Genomic DNA, 14,518 nt, shown 5'->3' with positions numbered 1-14,518 from the left:
GTTATGAAAAGAACGTAACGCTTTCTACTTTGTCTACATCAATTAATGTTGTAGCTTGGCCTGCCGGAGTGACGGAGCTTTCCTGTGTTACAAATACGATCCCGTGAACCTGATCGAAAGCAACGAAAACAACCGGTCCGATCATGTCACCTGAATCAGTCACAATGCTGATTGTAGTGCCTGGTGTAATTCTGGCAAAAATCCATCTTGCCGGAAGAGAAGGGTCTAAAATAGATTCTGCCGTAACCGTTTCACTTTCATCTACTTTTTGATCGATGGCAGCATCAAGCAAGGCTTTAAGATTACTATCCATATTTTCTCCTCCTTCTGTTGCAGTTGGAAATAAAGGGCTTAAAACGGCTTTAATTAAATCCTTTTTTAACTGTGCATTTTCAGAGCTCATTACACACACCTCCTATTCGATAGTGAACTCACGTTATTCATATTCTTCCGGCTGTTATTTGGTATGAGTCGAACGCCGTACCTGATCTATTTTTCATCTATTTAAGGAAAATGCTGATTTTTTAATGGAGTGGACATAGCCTATACCATAAATCGAAGTCGCACATATTGTGAAACAGAGATAAGGATAAGGGAGAGGGATGATTTGGATTTAGAGAAACAAGTGGATCGAGAAGAAAACCAAGATGATCTGCATTTTATTTTGCTTTTGCTGATTCTGCTTATACGTCAATCGTCTTCTGAAGGAAATCCATCTGACCTCAGACGCCAGCTTGTTTTTGCAAAAGAGCTGGGCGTACCGGTTTCAAAAGTCAATTTGATCAACGGAGATACACTTCAAAATGTCATCGTAAAAGAAGTTCTGACTGATTTGGTTATTTTCCAAAACCCGTTAAATAACACGAGATCTCATGTTTCACTCTCAAGTGTTGTAAGCTGGGGTGCTTTTTAAATGATGACAGAGGCTCTGCTTGCTGCGGAGCCGTTTTTATGTTTGACGGCGGGAGGCGGTATAGATGGGAGAGAAAGTGTCTATTATTTTAACAAGTTACAACAAACCCGATTATTTGCAAAAAGCGATCGAAAGCGTGATACAGCAAACACATGATCTTTGGGAGCTATTTATCATGGATGATCATTCGAATGCAGAAACAACTGCGGTGATTCACAAGTATCTTCATGACCGGCGCATTCAATATCATAACAGTTTCGTGCATCCTGCAGATCGATTAAAAACAGCCCGTTATGCCACATTAATTAACAGTGCGCTCCCATTTGCAGACGGCGATTACATTTCCTATCTTACTGACGACACTGTTTACCATCCTGAGCGGCTGAGCCGTATGGTGCAAGAGTTTTCACATAAGCCTGAAGCGCAGGCGGTCTATTCAAAACAAAAAGTTGTACATGTAAACGAAAGGGGAGAGGAAATCTCACATTTCTACAGAAATGCCAATGCAGTGCTTGATCAGGCCGCTTTTCAAGTTGATCATTGCTCAGTTATGCATCGCCGTTCGTTACTTAATCTCATCCATCATAAATTTGGAGGCTACTGGGATGATGATATGAAGCATTGGAATCATGGCGACGCAATTTTTTGGGCGAGACTCAACAACTTTACCCCATTTCTGCCGATAAATGAAGTATTAGACACAACCTATAAAACCCCAGATTCATTTCAAAATGCATATCGGTTTCTGCCCGCCGATTTGATTGACGGCTCTTTTGTAAAAGGTTCAGATCAAAATGTGTATTTTTTTGATCAGGGTGTAAGGCATCCTGTTGGAGAAAAGTGGGGTTTTTTGTATCTAAATCGGACTGTCGCTGTTCCAGACCCATATTTATTCCAATATAGGATTGGCAAAATTTTAAACATTCCGAATTATATTTTAGTAAAGGAAGCTGACCATCCTGCAATATTTTATATCGAAGCCGGAAAAAAAAGGCGAATTGTGGACCAGTATGCGTTTCAATTTTATCAATTTCAAAGAAAAGACATAGTGACAATTGGAAAAGAAGAGATGGAGACGCTTCCGGAAGGGCCGCCGATTACGTGGAAACGATCTGAATTGATCAAAAATCCGCCTGGCCGACGTCTGTTTTTCATCGAACGCGAGCCGTTTTTGTTTCTAAACGGCGTCTTTCACCCGATTAGTGAACAAGTAACAAGGAAGTTTTTTTTACATCAGAAGCCAATCTCCGCTTCTTTCCGAAATATTCAGCAATTTCCAATTGGAAAGCCGTTTTATCCGGTGTACGATGAGATTATAAAGAAATTGAATATTGCAACAGAGTAAAGGTATAGGTCATAAAAAGGAGACGTTCATGACAGGACATTATTCAAAAACGGAACATCAATATATATTGTTAACGTCTGAATCGGCATCGTTTGATCATTACAGCGTATACAGAGATCCGCAGCTTCCGCAAATTTTTTCTCATAACTTTGTTCAGCTCCATGATACGTTTCCATTGGAGCGGTTACTTAACTTTTTACCCTCCGTACCAAAGCTGCTTGATGCGAATTATCTCCATTTAAAAGCGTCGCCGCAGCATGTTTTTCCGCTCGGTTTGAAGCAGTCACTTGTAAAAAGCGGTTTTGTCGTCGAGGATGAGCTACTATATGACATGAAGCTTAGTGACTGGAAGGGGCAGATGGGACATCCTTTAACCGCATGGGGGACGGCAAAAAGTCTTAGCGACGGATCTTCTATTATGAAAATTTACGATTCCATTTATATTGGAGAAGCAATCGCTGAACAAAAATTAAAAAGAAAATATCCTTTCTATGAAGCAGATATAATCATTCTTGTTGTTTGTTACAGCGACCAGGCACAGAAAGTTCCCATTGGGTGCGGCGAGCTGTTTATCGATCATCAAGAGAAAACGGCTAAAATCGAAGAAGTGGCAATTTTAGATCAGTTTCAAAGGCAGGGCTACGGCAGTATCTTAGTGAAAGAAATGCTGTCCATCGCCAAATCACTAGGAATGGAAGCAGCCTACTTAGTGGCTGCAAGCACTGACGGTGCAACTCAGTTTTACGAAAAGCTGACGTTTAAAAAATATGAGCGGGTGCATACTGTATTTCATTATTTCCTTACATGAAATAGGCGTTTGCACAAACCATTTGGGACTTGGCCCGCATAAAATGCCGTATATCGTGATAAGAAAGGATGAAAACAGCATGTATGGATACTCTGGGTACGGTTACGGATTTGGCTGCGGGACAAATACATTTGTGTTAATTGTTGTCTTGTTCATTTTATTAATTATTGTTGGAGCCGCTTTTATTTGCTAGATGCTGAAATTTCAAAAGAGCCTTCCTTATTAGGAAGGCTCTTTTTATGTGAAAAAGTTTTTGCGGGGAACGTCATGCCGCCATTTGGACACTCATACAATATGGTAAAAGGGGTTTTGAGGTGGGAGCATGAGCAGTTATTTGATTAAGCCAGAGCTTAGCTCGGCCTATCCGGTTGTCAGTTATGCGAAGGGTTCATATGTTTATGATCAGACCGGAAAAAAATATCTCGACGGCTCGTCAGGTGCGGTGACATGTAATATCGGCCACGGAGTTCGTGATGTGACTGAGAAGCTGAAAGAACAGCTTGATCAGGTGTCTTTTGCTTACCGCTCACAGTTTACGAGTGAGCCCGCCGAGCAATTAGCCGCTCTCTTGGCACAGGAGCTGCCCGGAGATGTGAATTGGTCTTTTTTTGTCAACAGCGGATCAGAAGCGATAGAAACAGCTATGAAAATCGCCATTCAGTATTGGCAGGAAAAAAAGCAAACACAAAAATCCATCTTTTTGTCTCGATGGAGCAGTTACCACGGAATAACTTTGGGAGCGCTTTCATTGTCTGGTTTTTATGAAAGGAGATACCGGTTCACCCATCTCATTGAGCGGTATCCAGCTATCTCAGCTCCACATATTTATCGGCTGAATCACGAGACGGAAGAAGACTTTGTTCAGACTGCAGCTGATGAACTGGACACCATGATTAAAAGAATCGGAAGCCAATTCATCGCCGGCTTTGTGGCTGAGCCTATTATTGGTGCTGCAGGAGCAGCGATTACTCCGCCTCCGGGATATTATGAGAGATTAAGTGAGGTATGCCGCACACACGATGTGCTTTTTATTGCAGATGAAGTGATGACGGGGCTTGGGAGAACAGGAAGGATGCTCGCGACAGAGCATTGGGATACCGTACCTGATATTGCTGTACTGGGGAAGGGACTCGGTGCGGGGTATGCACCTATTGCTGCTGCCGTCGTATCTGATTCTATTATTGAAACCATAAAACAAGGGTCAGGTGTGATTATGAGCGGTCACACATATAGTGCACATCCCTATTCAGCCAAAGCTGCTCTTGAAGTTTTGCGATATGTGTTAAAGCACGGCTTGATCAAACAATCAGAAAAAAAGGGCGCTGTGCTGAAGAAGAAGCTTGATGAGGCGGCATCTCAAAGCGGCATTATAGGTGAGGTGCGCGGAAAAGGACTGCTATTAGGCATTGAATTTGTGGCAGACCAAAAAACGAAGAAAGTGTTTCCGCCAGAGCAGGCGATAACCCAGCTTATTGTCAGCGAGGCGAAAAAACGCGGGCTGATTGTTTATCCTTCCAAAGCTGGAATAGACAGTGGAGAAGGAGATGCTGTCATTATTGCTCCTCCTTTTACTATTTCAGACGGTGAAATGGAAGAGCTTATCTCTATTTTTTCAGAAACAGTTGCAGCGGTCGAAAAAAACTTAAAAAAGGATTGACATTAAATGGCGCCATTTCAAAAAGCAATCAGCATTGACACAGCAATTGCAGATGTTCGGGATGGATCGGTTCTGATGTTTGGCGGTTTTGGGGGAGTCGGGTCGCCTCCTTCATTGATTGAAGCGATATTGGACAGCGGTGTAACGGATTTGACTGTGATTTGCAATGACGCCGGTTTCCCGGATATCGGAATCGGCCCGCTTATTGTTAATCAACGGGTCAAAACCCTGATCGCCTCGCATATCGGTTCCAATCCAGTAGCCGGAAAACAGATGACAGAGGGGACGTTAGAGGTTCAATTTTCACCTCAGGGAACGCTTGCGGAACGGATTCGCGCCGGCGGAGCGGGGCTTGGCGGTATTTTAACCGACGTGGGCATTGATAATCAAATGGTTTGCGAAAAAAAGGACATCGTAACAGTGGCGGGAAAACGATACTTGATTGAAGAGGCGCTGACTGCTGATTTTGCTTTCATCAATGCTTACATTGCAGATGAATTCGGCAATCTAACGTATGACAAAACCGCGCGCAATATGAACCCGCTTATGGCAATGGCCGCCAGGAGAACCTTTGCCGAAGCTGAGCGTATCGTTCCGATGGGGGAGATTTCTGAAGAAATGATTGTCACACCGGGGGTTTTTGTTGAGGGGGTTGTACGAAGCGAGGGAGTGAAGTGGAAATGGGCTTGGGAGTAGCAGAAAGAGAACAGATTGCAAAACGCGCTGCTACTGAAATTAAGCAGGGCATGATTGTGAATCTCGGTATCGGTATCCCTTCCTTGGTACCGAACTTTTTGAAGCCTGACATGCAGGTCATGTTTCAAGCGGAAAACGGTGTCCTTGGCATTGGAGAAAGTCCCGAAAAGGGAGAAGAGGATGCGCATTTATGCAACGCCGCGGGATATCCTGTCCGCGCTGTAAAAGGGGCTTCTTATTTTGATACAACCATGTCTTTTGCGATGATCAGAAAAGGCAAAATTGACATTACGATTTTAGGCGCCCTGCAGGTGAGCCAATCAGGAGATTTGGCAAATTGGCTTGTTCCGGGAAAAAAGGTGCCTGGTATGGGCGGGGCGATGGAGCTTGCCCAAAAAGCGAAAAAAGTGGTTGTCGTCATGAGTCATACAGATCAAAAGGGAAGGCCTAAATTAACAGAAAGATGTACGCTGCCATTAACTGCTGCAGGCTGTGTAGATTTGATTATTACCGAAAAAGCGGTTCTTGAGGTCGATAGCCATCACTTCATTTTAAAAGAGCTGATGAATGGCTCGACAATCGATGAGGTGACGAGGCTGACAGAAGCTGAAATCAAAATAGATATGCCTTTTTCTTAAGAGGGGGAATGAGGATGCAAGACATTGAAAGAAAAGTAATCGAGTGGCTTGATCAGCATTCGGCCAAAGCCATTCGTCTTCTCAAAAGGCTGATTGGGGAAAAAAGCACATTGGGGTCAGAGTTTAACGCCCAAGCTGTTGTGCTTGAAAAGCTGCGGCAATTTCATATGGACATTGATGTATGGGAGCCAAGCATAAAGCAATTAAAACAGCATCCCTACTTTAAATCTAACCGATCCGATTTTCATGAGAGCCCGAATATCGTGGCTAAAAAAACGGGAGCCGGCGGAGGCAGGTCCCTGATTTTGAACGGCCATATCGATGTTGTGCCTGAAGGAAGCGTAAAGGATTGGAAGTATGAACCGTATCAAGCTGTCGAAGAAAACGGTAAAATATACGGCCGCGGCTCAACGGATATGAAGGGAGGCAATACAGCCCTTCTTTTTGCTTTAGAAGCCCTGCACGCCTGCGATGTCAAACTGAAGGGAGATGTATTGTTTCAGAGTGTTGTAGATGAAGAGTGCGGCGGCGCCGGTACACTTTCCGCCATCATGAGAGGCTATCGTGCTGACGGGGCGCTGATTCCTGAACCGACGAATATGAAACTATTTATTAAGCAGCAGGGTTCGATGTGGTTTCGGATCACTGTGAAGGGATTATCCGCACATGGGGGCACACGCTATGAAGGGGTAAGCGCGATTGAAAAAAGCATGCACGTTATCACAGCGATACAAGAGCTGGAGAAAGTCCGCAATGCGAGAATTTCAGATCCGCTGTATGACAATATCCCAATACCGGTACCGGTGAATATCGGCACCATCTCAGGCGGTGCCTGGCCATCTTCAGTTGCAGACCGTGTCGTCATAGAAGGGAGATGCGGAATTGCTCCCCATGAGAAACCAGAAGCTGTAAAACTTGAATTGGAAAACTGGCTGAAGGATTTAGAATACCATGACGAATGGTTTAAACGCCATCCCGTACAAGTCGAATGGTTTGGCGCTCAATGGCTGCCGAATGATTTACCTGATGATCACCCTTTAATTTCTGTGCTGCAATCAGCCTATCAAAAAATGAAACAGACAGAGCCGATTATTGAGGCTTCCCCGTGGGGAACGGATGGAGGGCTTTTGTACCATGCAGGAGATACACCAGTGATCGTTTTCGGGCCGGGGGAAACAAAAACGGCTCATCAGGCCAATGAATACATTGAGGTTGAAGCCATGATAGAATCTGCTAAAATTATTGCACTTTTTGTCATGGATTGGTGCGGCCTTCATACAGATGGGGAGGATGCGGATGCTCAAGTCAATAAAGAGTAGCGGTGTCACAGCAGTTTTGGACCATGACGGCTTTAATAAACGAATCAGAGTGGTTCGTTATGACGGAGCCATTGAGAAGGCCCTGCCGGATATCGTGGCAGCGGCAAAAGAAGAGAATGCAGAAAAAATCATTGTCTATGCGAAGCAGCATGATGAGCCGATCCTTGCCAAACAATTATTTGCGCCGGAGGGCTATCTAAAGGGCTATTATCTCGGCCATTCGGCTTGTGTCATGGTACGTTACCTTTCAGAAAGCCGGAGACAAACAGATTCTTATACAGAGGAACAGGAGATCATCGAAGCCATATATCGCACAGCGCCCCGTCTTCGCAACGACAGTACACCCGTTTTTACGATGAGAAAAGCAGAAACAAACGACATGTACCAGCTATCGATGCTGTATAAAAAAGTATTCCGCACGTACCCAACCCCGGTATTTGACCCCGCTTATATTGAAAAGACGATGAATGCAAATACGGTGTATTATATCATGCTTGATCATGACCGCCTGATCAGCGCAGCAAGCGCAGAAATCAATCCAGAGCTTGGGCATGCAGAAATAACCGATTGCGCTGTGCTGCCGGAATATCGCGGCCATTCGTTAACAAGCTTTTTAATCGAGGCGTTAGAAAAAGAAATGGCTGGAGAGGATATCGTTCATGTGTTTTCTCTCGCCCGTGCTTCGTCTTTTGGGATGAATGCTGTGTTGTACCATTCAGGTTATCAGTATGGCGGAAGGCTGATCAATAATTGCTTTATAGCCGAAGGCCTTGAAAACATGAATATTTGGTGCAAGCAACTGTAAGTCAAAATATGCGCGAGGAGGAGTTCGTTTGAAAAACAAATGGTATAAACCGAAACGGCATTGGAAGGAGATCGAGTTATGGAAGGACGTTCCGGAAGAGAAATGGAACGATTGGCTTTGGCAGCTGACACACACTGTAAGAACGTTAGATGATTTAAAGAAAGTCATTAATCTGACCGAGGATGAAGAGGAAGGCGTCAGAATTTCTACCAAAACGATCCCCTTAAATATTACACCTTACTATGCTTCTTTAATGGACCCCGACAATCCGAGATGCCCGGTACGCATGCAGTCTGTGCCGCTTTCTGAAGAAATGCACAAAACAAAATACGATCTGGAAGACCCGCTTCATGAGGATGAAGATTCACCGGTACCCGGTCTGACACACCGCTATCCCGACCGTGTGCTGTTTCTTGTCACGAATCAATGTTCCATGTACTGCCGCTACTGCACAAGAAGGCGCTTTTCCGGACAAATCGGAATGGGCGTCCCTAAAAAACAGCTTGATGCTGCAATTGCTTATATCCGGGAAACACCCGAAATCCGCGATTGTTTAATTTCAGGCGGTGATGGGCTGCTCATCAACGACCAAATTTTAGAATATATTTTAAAAGAGCTGCGCAGCATTCCGCATCTGGAAGTCATCAGAATCGGAACAAGAGCGCCCGTTGTCTTTCCGCAGCGCATTACCGATCATCTGTGCGAGATATTGAAAAAATATCATCCGGTCTGGCTGAACACCCATTTTAACACAAGCATCGAAATGACAGAAGAATCCGTTGAGGCATGTGAAAAGCTGGTGAACGCGGGAGTGCCGGTCGGAAATCAGGCTGTCGTATTAGCAGGTATTAATGATTCGGTTCCAATTATGAAAAAGCTCATGCATGACTTGGTAAAAATCAGAGTCCGTCCTTATTATATTTACCAATGTGATCTGTCAGAAGGAATCGGGCATTTCAGAGCTCCTGTTTCCAAAGGTTTAGAGATCATTGAAGGGCTGAGAGGTCATACCTCAGGCTATGCGGTTCCTACCTTTGTCGTTGACGCACCAGGCGGAGGAGGTAAAATCGCCCTGCAGCCAAACTATGTCCTGTCACAAAGTCCTGACAAAGTGATCTTAAGAAATTTTGAAGGTGTGATTACGTCATATCCGGAACCAGAGAATTATATCCCCAATCAGGCAGACGCCTATTTTGAGTCCGTTTTCCCTGAAACCGCTGACAAAAAGGAGCCGATCGGGCTGAGTGCCATTTTTGCTGACAAAGAAGTTTCGTTTACACCTGAAAATGTAGACAGAATCAAAAGGAGAGAGGCATACATCGCAAATCCGGAGCATGAAACATTAAAAGATCGGCGTGAGAAAAGAGATCAGCTCAAAGAAAAGAAATTTTTGGCGCAGCAGAAAAAACAGAAAGAGACTGAATGCGGAGGGGATTCTTCATGAAAACATGCGAATGGTGCGGCGAGCTCGAAGCGGTGCCCGGCAGGAACACGGTGTACTGGGAGCTCCCTGATGGAACGAGGGCTATAGAACTGACAGACACCCCTGCCATGGTATGTTCTTCCTGCGGTATGACCTATCAAGAGGAAAACACGGTTAAAGAGATTGAGGATCAGCTGCTTTTAATTCAAACAAAAAAACTGCCTGAAAGCCTGACATATCAGCAGCTCATGGAGACAGAAAGAATTTTGAAACGCAACTATTTTGACTTCTCCTGAGTCATGTTTCAGTATTCTTTTGTTGTAATTTTACACTTGAACTGTATAATAGAACAACAAAAGACAGACACCAGGAGGGGAAACCCATGAAATCCTTTTATCACTATTTATTGAAATACAGGCACCCTAAGCCGAAGGACAGCATCAGTGAATTTGCCAATCAGGCGTATGAGGATCACAGCTTTCCAAAAACATCTACCGATTATCATGAAATCAGTTCATATTTGGAGCTGAATGCTGATTACCTTCACACGATGGCGACGTTTGATGAAGCTTGGGATCAATACGAGTCTGAAGTGCACGGCAGATAATAGCTGTTTCATCCGCAGATCACTGCGGATTTTTTTATGTCCCCCATACTATAATTGGATATTTCCTTTGGTTTTCATGCCCATGCGAATTGGCTTCACCCGGCATACGATAGCGTATGAGAAATGTTGCGGCGAGGGGGAGACACCATGAAGCAAAATAAACCGAAATTCCAAGTAGGGGATATCGTAGTCGTCATTATGTATGGAACAGTCGGCACCATCACAAAAGTGCACCAAATTGATAAACACTATCTTTATGAAGTCAATCATAACGAAGTTTTATACTTTGAATCATCTATTCAGCTTTATAAAGATTATGAGGGTGTCATTGTCGACATGGAGAAGCTTGATATTGAGTATGAATTCCTTATTGGGGACGTTGTTTATGTAAAAGATTATGGAAAAGAACTCTTTCGCATTATCGGCCATAGAACAGAAATTTGGAGATATTTAGAAGATGGCTGGGAAGATATCATTTATGAACTGACCCGTTTAAAGGATGGAGAGTGGCTTGAAACGGAGGAAGAGGATCTCACGCTGGTGCTTAGAAAATATGAAATGGACCAGTTTGTGCATCAGCTGTTGTTTGTCCATTATGTCGGAGAAACTGGCCATGAGATCGGCGAAGATATCGCATCGTCTGCTCTTCTTCAGTTTGAAGGCGATGATGAAGATCAAGATACCCTTCACATCCTTGCTGTGTCAATTGTTGATGAGCTTCTGGATATTTATAATGACTACAAAATACTGTACGAAATGTTTCAGGATGAAGAATATAAAGACATGATGATGTTTGTTTTGGAAAGTTTAAAAGAGCATTTCAGTTAGTTTGTGAACATACGGATCAAGACATATAAAAAATATGGCAGACAGCCCCAAATCATCACACGCGTCATTCCTTTGAGCGTTTTTTCCATTATGATATCAAATCTTTCTCCGTCCAGTGCTTCCATCATTTTAGCAATCATAGCGTCAGCCTCCCATGGCTCGTTTTTTATTCAATATATGACTGAAAGAATTGTTTAGAACACCGGGTATAATTCAGCCTGTTTTTTCATAAAACATAAAAAAGGAGGCGGTACGGAGATGAAAGAAATAGATCTTGTGATTGATACGGAAGAAATCGCTGAATTTTTTTACAGAGAGCTTGCAAGACGGGGCTACATACCGAGTGAGGATGAGCTGTTTGAAATCGCTGATATTACCTTTGATTATTTGATAGAAAAATGTATGATAGATGAAGAGCTGGATGAAGGTGAGTGAGGCTTAAAACCGGAGCGGTCAGCTCCGGTTTTATTATTCGTGTTCTATGACTTCTGTGAAAATTGAGGTGGTTAAATTGTACAAGCCCGTTAGTTTGTTTCTTTTCTTTCTCATTCTAGCTGCGGCCATTCATACAAATGCTGTTCAATCTGCAGATGAAGCAATAAGCAAGGCAGCTGTTTTGATCCGTCAGCCATGGCTTAATGAAGTCATGACGGGGATCACGCATCTTGGTGCTTCTTCTTTTCTGCTCCCTCTAATTGTCATCATTGGAGCAGGCATGTTTTTCTACAGAAAAACATGGGACGGCCTGTTGATGCTCTTAGTATTCGGCACAGATCGGCTGTTAAACAAAGTCTTAAAAGAATGGATCGAAAGAGTGAGGCCTGATTTTGCACCGCTGGTTCATGAATCATCCTTCAGTTTTCCGAGCGGCCATTCCATGAATGCTGCTTGTGTCTATCCTGCTATTGCTTACTTTTTAGTGAAACACCTCCCGTTTTTGTCCAAGCATAAAAAAATGGTATATATCATAGCCGGTGTAATTGCTGTTTTAGTCGGCATAAGCAGAGTGTATCTGGGGGTTCATTTTGTGACGGATGTGTTAGGCGGCTTTAGCCTCGGCTTGCTTCTGTTTTTCCTAGTAAAAGGTTTTGACGAAAAGATTAAGCGGTTTCGACAAAAATAGAGAGAGGAAAACACAGCAAAAACGCCAATATGTTAAAGAAATAAGAGGGAGGGGATCTTGATGATGTTATCCGTGTTTAAAAAGAAGTCTTGTTCCTATGACGTGACAATATTTCAGACACCCCGGTTTGGCGAAAAAAAGGGCTACAGAGCCGTCTATCGAACTGAACTGAACGGGAGCGATCATCAAGACGTGCTGAAAAGAGCATTCTCTTTGTTTAATGTATTCGACACTGTTCCGAGTGATTATGATGCAAGATTCATGGCCACAGGGGACGTGATCCTGATTGACGAGGGCAGAAAAGGGAAAACATATTATCAACTGCTTCCCGCCGGCTGGAGGAAAATCAATCGTCTGATTGTACAAACGACATAATGAAAAGAAAACTGCGGAAACCCGCAGTTTTCTGCAGTTTTAAGGCTTGCGTTTGGCAGCAGAATATTCTTTCCCGTGTGCTTCTTCAGCTGCAATGATATCTTTTTCAGGTATATGATTGTTCTTTTTTTGGCCGGTGATCCGGTTACGATGTTTTTTACCCATGTCCTACCCCTCCTTCCTGCGGTTAGGTTTTCAAATTAACACCCCGATTATCCGTTTTTCTGAGGAAGTGCCTAACAGATCCTCGAACATTTCTTTTTTCGACATATTCCTTTATAATCAATGCTGAAGTTTGTTTCATCATGACATTCGTTGTAAAATGGACGGGCTGGATGATAATTTAGATTTACAGGAGGATATGAGATGAGTGTACATATAGGTGCTGAAAAAGGACAAATTGCGGATACTGTGCTTTTGCCGGGAGATCCTCTCAGAGCAAAATTTATTGCAGAAACGTATCTTGAAAATGTAGAATGCTACAATGAAGTCAGAGGCATGTATGGATTTACGGGTACATATAAAGGTAAAAAAATCTCAGTACAAGGCACGGGAATGGGCGTTCCGTCTATTTCAATTTATGTGAATGAATTAATTCAAAGCTACGATGTGCAAAATCTAATAAGAGTCGGTTCCTGCGGCGCTATTCGTAAAGATGTCAAAGTGCGAGACGTCATTTTGGCGATGACCTCCTCAACTGATTCACAAATGAACAGAGTTGCTTTCGGAAGCGTTGATTTTGCGCCTTGCGCAGATTTCGAGCTTTTAAAAAATGCCTATGATGTCGCAAAGGATAAAGGTGTGCCGGTGACTGTAGGAAGCGTATTTACAGCTGACCAGTTCTACAATGACGATTCGCAAATTGAAAAACTTGCAAAATACGGTGTGCTTGGCGTTGAAATGGAAACAACTGCATTGTATACATTAGCAGCGAAGCACGGAAGAAAAGCCCTGTCAATTCTCACCGTGAGTGATCACGTATTAACAGGAGAAGAAACGACAGCGGAAGAGCGTCAAACGACATTTCATGATATGATAGAAGTGGCTTTACATTCCGTATCACAATAAAATATATCAAGAGGCGTGCTGGGTGCCGGCAGCCTCTTCTTTATGAATGCGGAAACGATTGATAAAAGGAAGGTAATGTAATATGAAAAAGTCCGGTAAATGGTTCTCACTGGCTGCCGCTCTGAGTGTAACGGCAATAGTCGGAGCCGGCTGCAGCATGTCGAACGGAGATGCTCAAAAGGATACGAAAAGCACAGCAGAAACAAAGCAAACAGAACAAAAAACAGCTGACAGCAAAAAATCAAACACTCAAAACAGTGAGTTTTCATTGGAAAGCCAGTATTTCAATGATATTAAAAAAGTCGATGGTCTGGAAACCATTCAAAATCCAGAAAATATACTCGCGCTTGTCAATAAACAATATGCACTGCCCGGAAACTATGAACCTAGCGATCTTGTCATACCAGATGTAGAGTTTTCTTTTGAAGAAAAGATTCAAAAACGTTACATCAGAAAAGAAGCGGCCGACGCATTAAAAACAATGTTCGATGCTGCCAAAAAGGAAGGCTATGAACTGGCAGCTGTCTCAGGGTACCGTTCGTATGACAGACAGAAAGTCATTTTTGACAATGAAGTAAGCCTAAAAGGGGAAAAGAAGGCAAAGGAAGCGGTTGCTTACCCGGGTGAAAGCGAGCACCAAACAGGCCTCGCGATGGACATTTCGAGCCGGAGCAATGGCTTTGAGCTAAATGAAGCGTTCGGAAGCACGGCAGACGGGAAATGGGTGCAGGACAATGCTTATAAATATGGCTTTATCATTCGCTATCCGAAAAATAAAGAAGATATCACGAAATATGAATATGAGCCATGGCATCTGCGCTATGTAGGCAAAAAAGCCGCAAAGGTCATCCAAGATAATGATTTAACGCTTGAAGAGTACTTTGAAAAAGTGAAGAAAATTTAAAATGAAAAG

Annotated in this window: 22 protein-coding genes; 19 read left to right on the top strand and 3 right to left on the bottom strand. The window is 43.3% G+C overall.

The features are described 5' to 3' along the window. Position 1: 1 nt before the first annotated feature. Positions 2-403 (bottom strand): spore crust protein CgeA, encoded by a 402-nt coding sequence (cgeA, locus tag bslm_RS10335; RefSeq protein WP_003230824.1) that lies wholly within the window; start codon positions 401-403, stop codon positions 2-4. 204 nt (positions 404-607) lie between these two features. Between cgeA and cgeC the strand changes: the two genes are divergently transcribed. From cgeC to bslm_RS10270, 14 genes are all read left to right on the top strand, one after another. Next, the gene (cgeC, locus tag bslm_RS10330; protein WP_003230826.1) at positions 608-913 is read left to right on the top strand and encodes a spore maturation protein CgeC; all 306 of its coding nucleotides are present in this window, start codon (positions 608-610) and stop codon (positions 911-913) included. Positions 914-977: 64 nt separating this feature from the next. After that, entirely contained in the window at positions 978-2,258 is a 1,281-nt protein-coding gene (gene cgeD, locus bslm_RS10325) for a spore maturation glycosyltransferase CgeD (protein ID WP_003230828.1), read from the top strand. Between the two features lie 28 nt (positions 2,259-2,286). Continuing rightward, positions 2,287-3,066, top strand: coding sequence for a spore maturation N-acetyltransferase CgeE (cgeE, locus tag bslm_RS10320; protein WP_046381119.1), 780 nt, complete (start codon positions 2,287-2,289; stop codon positions 3,064-3,066). A gap of 43 nt (positions 3,067-3,109) precedes the next feature. Then, positions 3,110-3,259: a YjcZ family sporulation protein gene (locus bslm_RS21665; protein WP_015251877.1), complete on the top strand. Its 150-nt coding sequence runs from the start codon at positions 3,110-3,112 to the stop codon at positions 3,257-3,259. Continuing rightward, the gene (locus tag bslm_RS21325; RefSeq protein ID WP_003230835.1) at positions 3,253-3,408 is read left to right on the top strand and encodes a hypothetical protein; all 156 of its coding nucleotides are present in this window, start codon (positions 3,253-3,255) and stop codon (positions 3,406-3,408) included. The genes bslm_RS21665 and bslm_RS21325 overlap by 7 nt, the downstream gene beginning before the upstream one ends. Then, the gene (locus bslm_RS10310; RefSeq protein ID WP_003230836.1) at positions 3,389-4,723 is read left to right on the top strand and encodes an aspartate aminotransferase family protein; all 1,335 of its coding nucleotides are present in this window, start codon (positions 3,389-3,391) and stop codon (positions 4,721-4,723) included. Before bslm_RS21325 ends, bslm_RS10310 begins: the two co-directional genes overlap by 20 nt. A 6-nt stretch (positions 4,724-4,729) precedes the next feature. Then, positions 4,730-5,419, top strand: coding sequence for a CoA transferase subunit A (locus bslm_RS10305; RefSeq protein ID WP_003230839.1), 690 nt, complete (start codon positions 4,730-4,732; stop codon positions 5,417-5,419). Next, the gene (locus bslm_RS10300; protein ID WP_004399417.1) at positions 5,404-6,057 is read left to right on the top strand and encodes a 3-oxoacid CoA-transferase subunit B; all 654 of its coding nucleotides are present in this window, start codon (positions 5,404-5,406) and stop codon (positions 6,055-6,057) included. The genes bslm_RS10305 and bslm_RS10300 overlap by 16 nt, the downstream gene beginning before the upstream one ends. An 8-nt stretch (positions 6,058-6,065) precedes the next feature. Continuing rightward, a complete protein-coding gene (locus bslm_RS10295) occupies positions 6,066-7,376 on the top strand; it encodes a peptidase (RefSeq protein WP_010886532.1) in 1,311 nt (436 codons plus the stop codon). Beyond that, complete coding sequence (ablB, locus tag bslm_RS10290; RefSeq protein ID WP_004399564.1) at positions 7,354-8,181, top strand: putative beta-lysine N-acetyltransferase; 828 nt, start codon at positions 7,354-7,356, stop codon at positions 8,179-8,181. Before bslm_RS10295 ends, ablB begins: the two co-directional genes overlap by 23 nt. Positions 8,182-8,209: 28 nt before the next feature. Next, on the top strand, positions 8,210-9,625 hold the full coding sequence (gene kamA, locus bslm_RS10285) for a lysine 2,3-aminomutase (RefSeq protein ID WP_004399420.1): 1,416 nt from the start codon (positions 8,210-8,212) through the stop codon (positions 9,623-9,625). Beyond that, the gene (locus bslm_RS10280; protein WP_004399539.1) at positions 9,622-9,900 is read left to right on the top strand and encodes a YokU family protein; all 279 of its coding nucleotides are present in this window, start codon (positions 9,622-9,624) and stop codon (positions 9,898-9,900) included. Before kamA ends, bslm_RS10280 begins: the two co-directional genes overlap by 4 nt. A gap of 86 nt (positions 9,901-9,986) precedes the next feature. Beyond that, positions 9,987-10,211 (top strand): YozE family protein, encoded by a 225-nt coding sequence (locus tag bslm_RS10275; RefSeq protein WP_003231160.1) that lies wholly within the window; start codon positions 9,987-9,989, stop codon positions 10,209-10,211. A gap of 147 nt (positions 10,212-10,358) precedes the next feature. After that, positions 10,359-11,039, top strand: coding sequence for a hypothetical protein (locus bslm_RS10270; RefSeq protein WP_014477102.1), 681 nt, complete (start codon positions 10,359-10,361; stop codon positions 11,037-11,039). On the opposite strand, the gene bslm_RS20725 is transcribed toward bslm_RS10270, so the two are convergent. Beyond that, on the bottom strand, positions 11,036-11,179 hold the full coding sequence (locus bslm_RS20725) for a hypothetical protein (protein WP_003231164.1): 144 nt from the start codon (positions 11,177-11,179) through the stop codon (positions 11,036-11,038). The genes bslm_RS10270 and bslm_RS20725 overlap by 4 nt on opposite strands. Positions 11,180-11,297: 118 nt before the next feature. Here bslm_RS20725 and bslm_RS20720 point away from each other — a divergent pair, with 118 nt between their 5' ends. The 3 genes from bslm_RS20720 (at position 11,298) to yodL (ending at position 12,537) form a co-directional block, all read left to right on the top strand. Then, the gene (locus tag bslm_RS20720; protein WP_038429171.1) at positions 11,298-11,474 is read left to right on the top strand and encodes a YozD family protein; all 177 of its coding nucleotides are present in this window, start codon (positions 11,298-11,300) and stop codon (positions 11,472-11,474) included. A gap of 76 nt (positions 11,475-11,550) precedes the next feature. Beyond that, a complete protein-coding gene (gene pgpB, locus bslm_RS10260) occupies positions 11,551-12,162 on the top strand; it encodes a phosphatidylglycerophosphatase PgpB (protein WP_038429169.1) in 612 nt (203 codons plus the stop codon). A gap of 60 nt (positions 12,163-12,222) precedes the next feature. After that, a complete protein-coding gene (yodL, locus tag bslm_RS10255; RefSeq protein ID WP_004399431.1) occupies positions 12,223-12,537 on the top strand; it encodes a shape determination protein YodL in 315 nt (104 codons plus the stop codon). A 39-nt stretch (positions 12,538-12,576) separates the two neighbouring features. On the opposite strand, the gene bslm_RS20715 is transcribed toward yodL, so the two are convergent. Further along, a complete protein-coding gene (locus bslm_RS20715; RefSeq protein ID WP_003231174.1) occupies positions 12,577-12,702 on the bottom strand; it encodes a hypothetical protein in 126 nt (41 codons plus the stop codon). A 201-nt stretch (positions 12,703-12,903) separates the two neighbouring features. Between bslm_RS20715 and deoD the strand changes: the two genes are divergently transcribed. Further along, positions 12,904-13,605: a purine-nucleoside phosphorylase gene (gene deoD / locus bslm_RS10250; protein WP_038429167.1), complete on the top strand. Its 702-nt coding sequence runs from the start codon at positions 12,904-12,906 to the stop codon at positions 13,603-13,605. An 82-nt stretch (positions 13,606-13,687) separates the two neighbouring features. Beyond that, positions 13,688-14,509, top strand: coding sequence for an LD-carboxypeptidase LdcB (ldcB, locus tag bslm_RS10245; RefSeq protein ID WP_038429165.1), 822 nt, complete (start codon positions 13,688-13,690; stop codon positions 14,507-14,509). Positions 14,510-14,518: the final 9 nt, after the last annotated feature.

The organism is Bacillus sp. LM 4-2 (genome assembly GCF_000978495.1).
Classification (GTDB): domain Bacteria; phylum Bacillota; class Bacilli; order Bacillales; family Bacillaceae; genus Bacillus; species Bacillus subtilis.
The sequence above is the reverse complement of the archived record's forward strand: the minus strand, read 5'-3'. Positions and strand labels throughout refer to the sequence as shown.

Excerpts from the sequence above, each read along its gene's own strand:
- cgeA (WP_003230824.1), bottom strand. The coding sequence starts at position 403 with ATGAGCTCTGAAAATGCACAGTTAAAAAAGGATTTAATTAAAGCCGTT.
- cgeD (WP_003230828.1), top strand. The coding sequence starts at position 978 with ATGGGAGAGAAAGTGTCTATTATTTTAACAAGTTACAACAAACCCGAT.
- cgeE (WP_046381119.1), top strand. The coding sequence starts at position 2,287 with ATGACAGGACATTATTCAAAAACGGAACATCAATATATATTGTTAACG.
- bslm_RS21665 (WP_015251877.1), top strand. The coding sequence starts at position 3,110 with ATGCCGTATATCGTGATAAGAAAGGATGAAAACAGCATGTATGGATAC.
- bslm_RS10310 (WP_003230836.1), top strand. The coding sequence starts at position 3,389 with ATGAGCAGTTATTTGATTAAGCCAGAGCTTAGCTCGGCCTATCCGGTT.
- bslm_RS10305 (WP_003230839.1), top strand. The coding sequence starts at position 4,730 with ATGGCGCCATTTCAAAAAGCAATCAGCATTGACACAGCAATTGCAGAT.
- bslm_RS10300 (WP_004399417.1), top strand. The coding sequence starts at position 5,404 with ATGGGCTTGGGAGTAGCAGAAAGAGAACAGATTGCAAAACGCGCTGCT.
- bslm_RS10295 (WP_010886532.1), top strand. The coding sequence starts at position 6,066 with ATGAGGATGCAAGACATTGAAAGAAAAGTAATCGAGTGGCTTGATCAG.
- ablB (WP_004399564.1), top strand. The coding sequence starts at position 7,354 with ATGCTCAAGTCAATAAAGAGTAGCGGTGTCACAGCAGTTTTGGACCAT.
- bslm_RS10280 (WP_004399539.1), top strand. The coding sequence starts at position 9,622 with ATGAAAACATGCGAATGGTGCGGCGAGCTCGAAGCGGTGCCCGGCAGG.
- bslm_RS10275 (WP_003231160.1), top strand. The coding sequence starts at position 9,987 with ATGAAATCCTTTTATCACTATTTATTGAAATACAGGCACCCTAAGCCG.
- bslm_RS10270 (WP_014477102.1), top strand. The coding sequence starts at position 10,359 with ATGAAGCAAAATAAACCGAAATTCCAAGTAGGGGATATCGTAGTCGTC.
- bslm_RS20725 (WP_003231164.1), bottom strand. The coding sequence starts at position 11,179 with ATGATTGCTAAAATGATGGAAGCACTGGACGGAGAAAGATTTGATATC.
- bslm_RS20720 (WP_038429171.1), top strand. The coding sequence starts at position 11,298 with ATGAAAGAAATAGATCTTGTGATTGATACGGAAGAAATCGCTGAATTT.
- yodL (WP_004399431.1), top strand. The coding sequence starts at position 12,223 with ATGATGTTATCCGTGTTTAAAAAGAAGTCTTGTTCCTATGACGTGACA.
- bslm_RS20715 (WP_003231174.1), bottom strand. The coding sequence starts at position 12,702 with ATGGGTAAAAAACATCGTAACCGGATCACCGGCCAAAAAAAGAACAAT.
- deoD (WP_038429167.1), top strand. The coding sequence starts at position 12,904 with ATGAGTGTACATATAGGTGCTGAAAAAGGACAAATTGCGGATACTGTG.
- ldcB (WP_038429165.1), top strand. The coding sequence starts at position 13,688 with ATGAAAAAGTCCGGTAAATGGTTCTCACTGGCTGCCGCTCTGAGTGTA.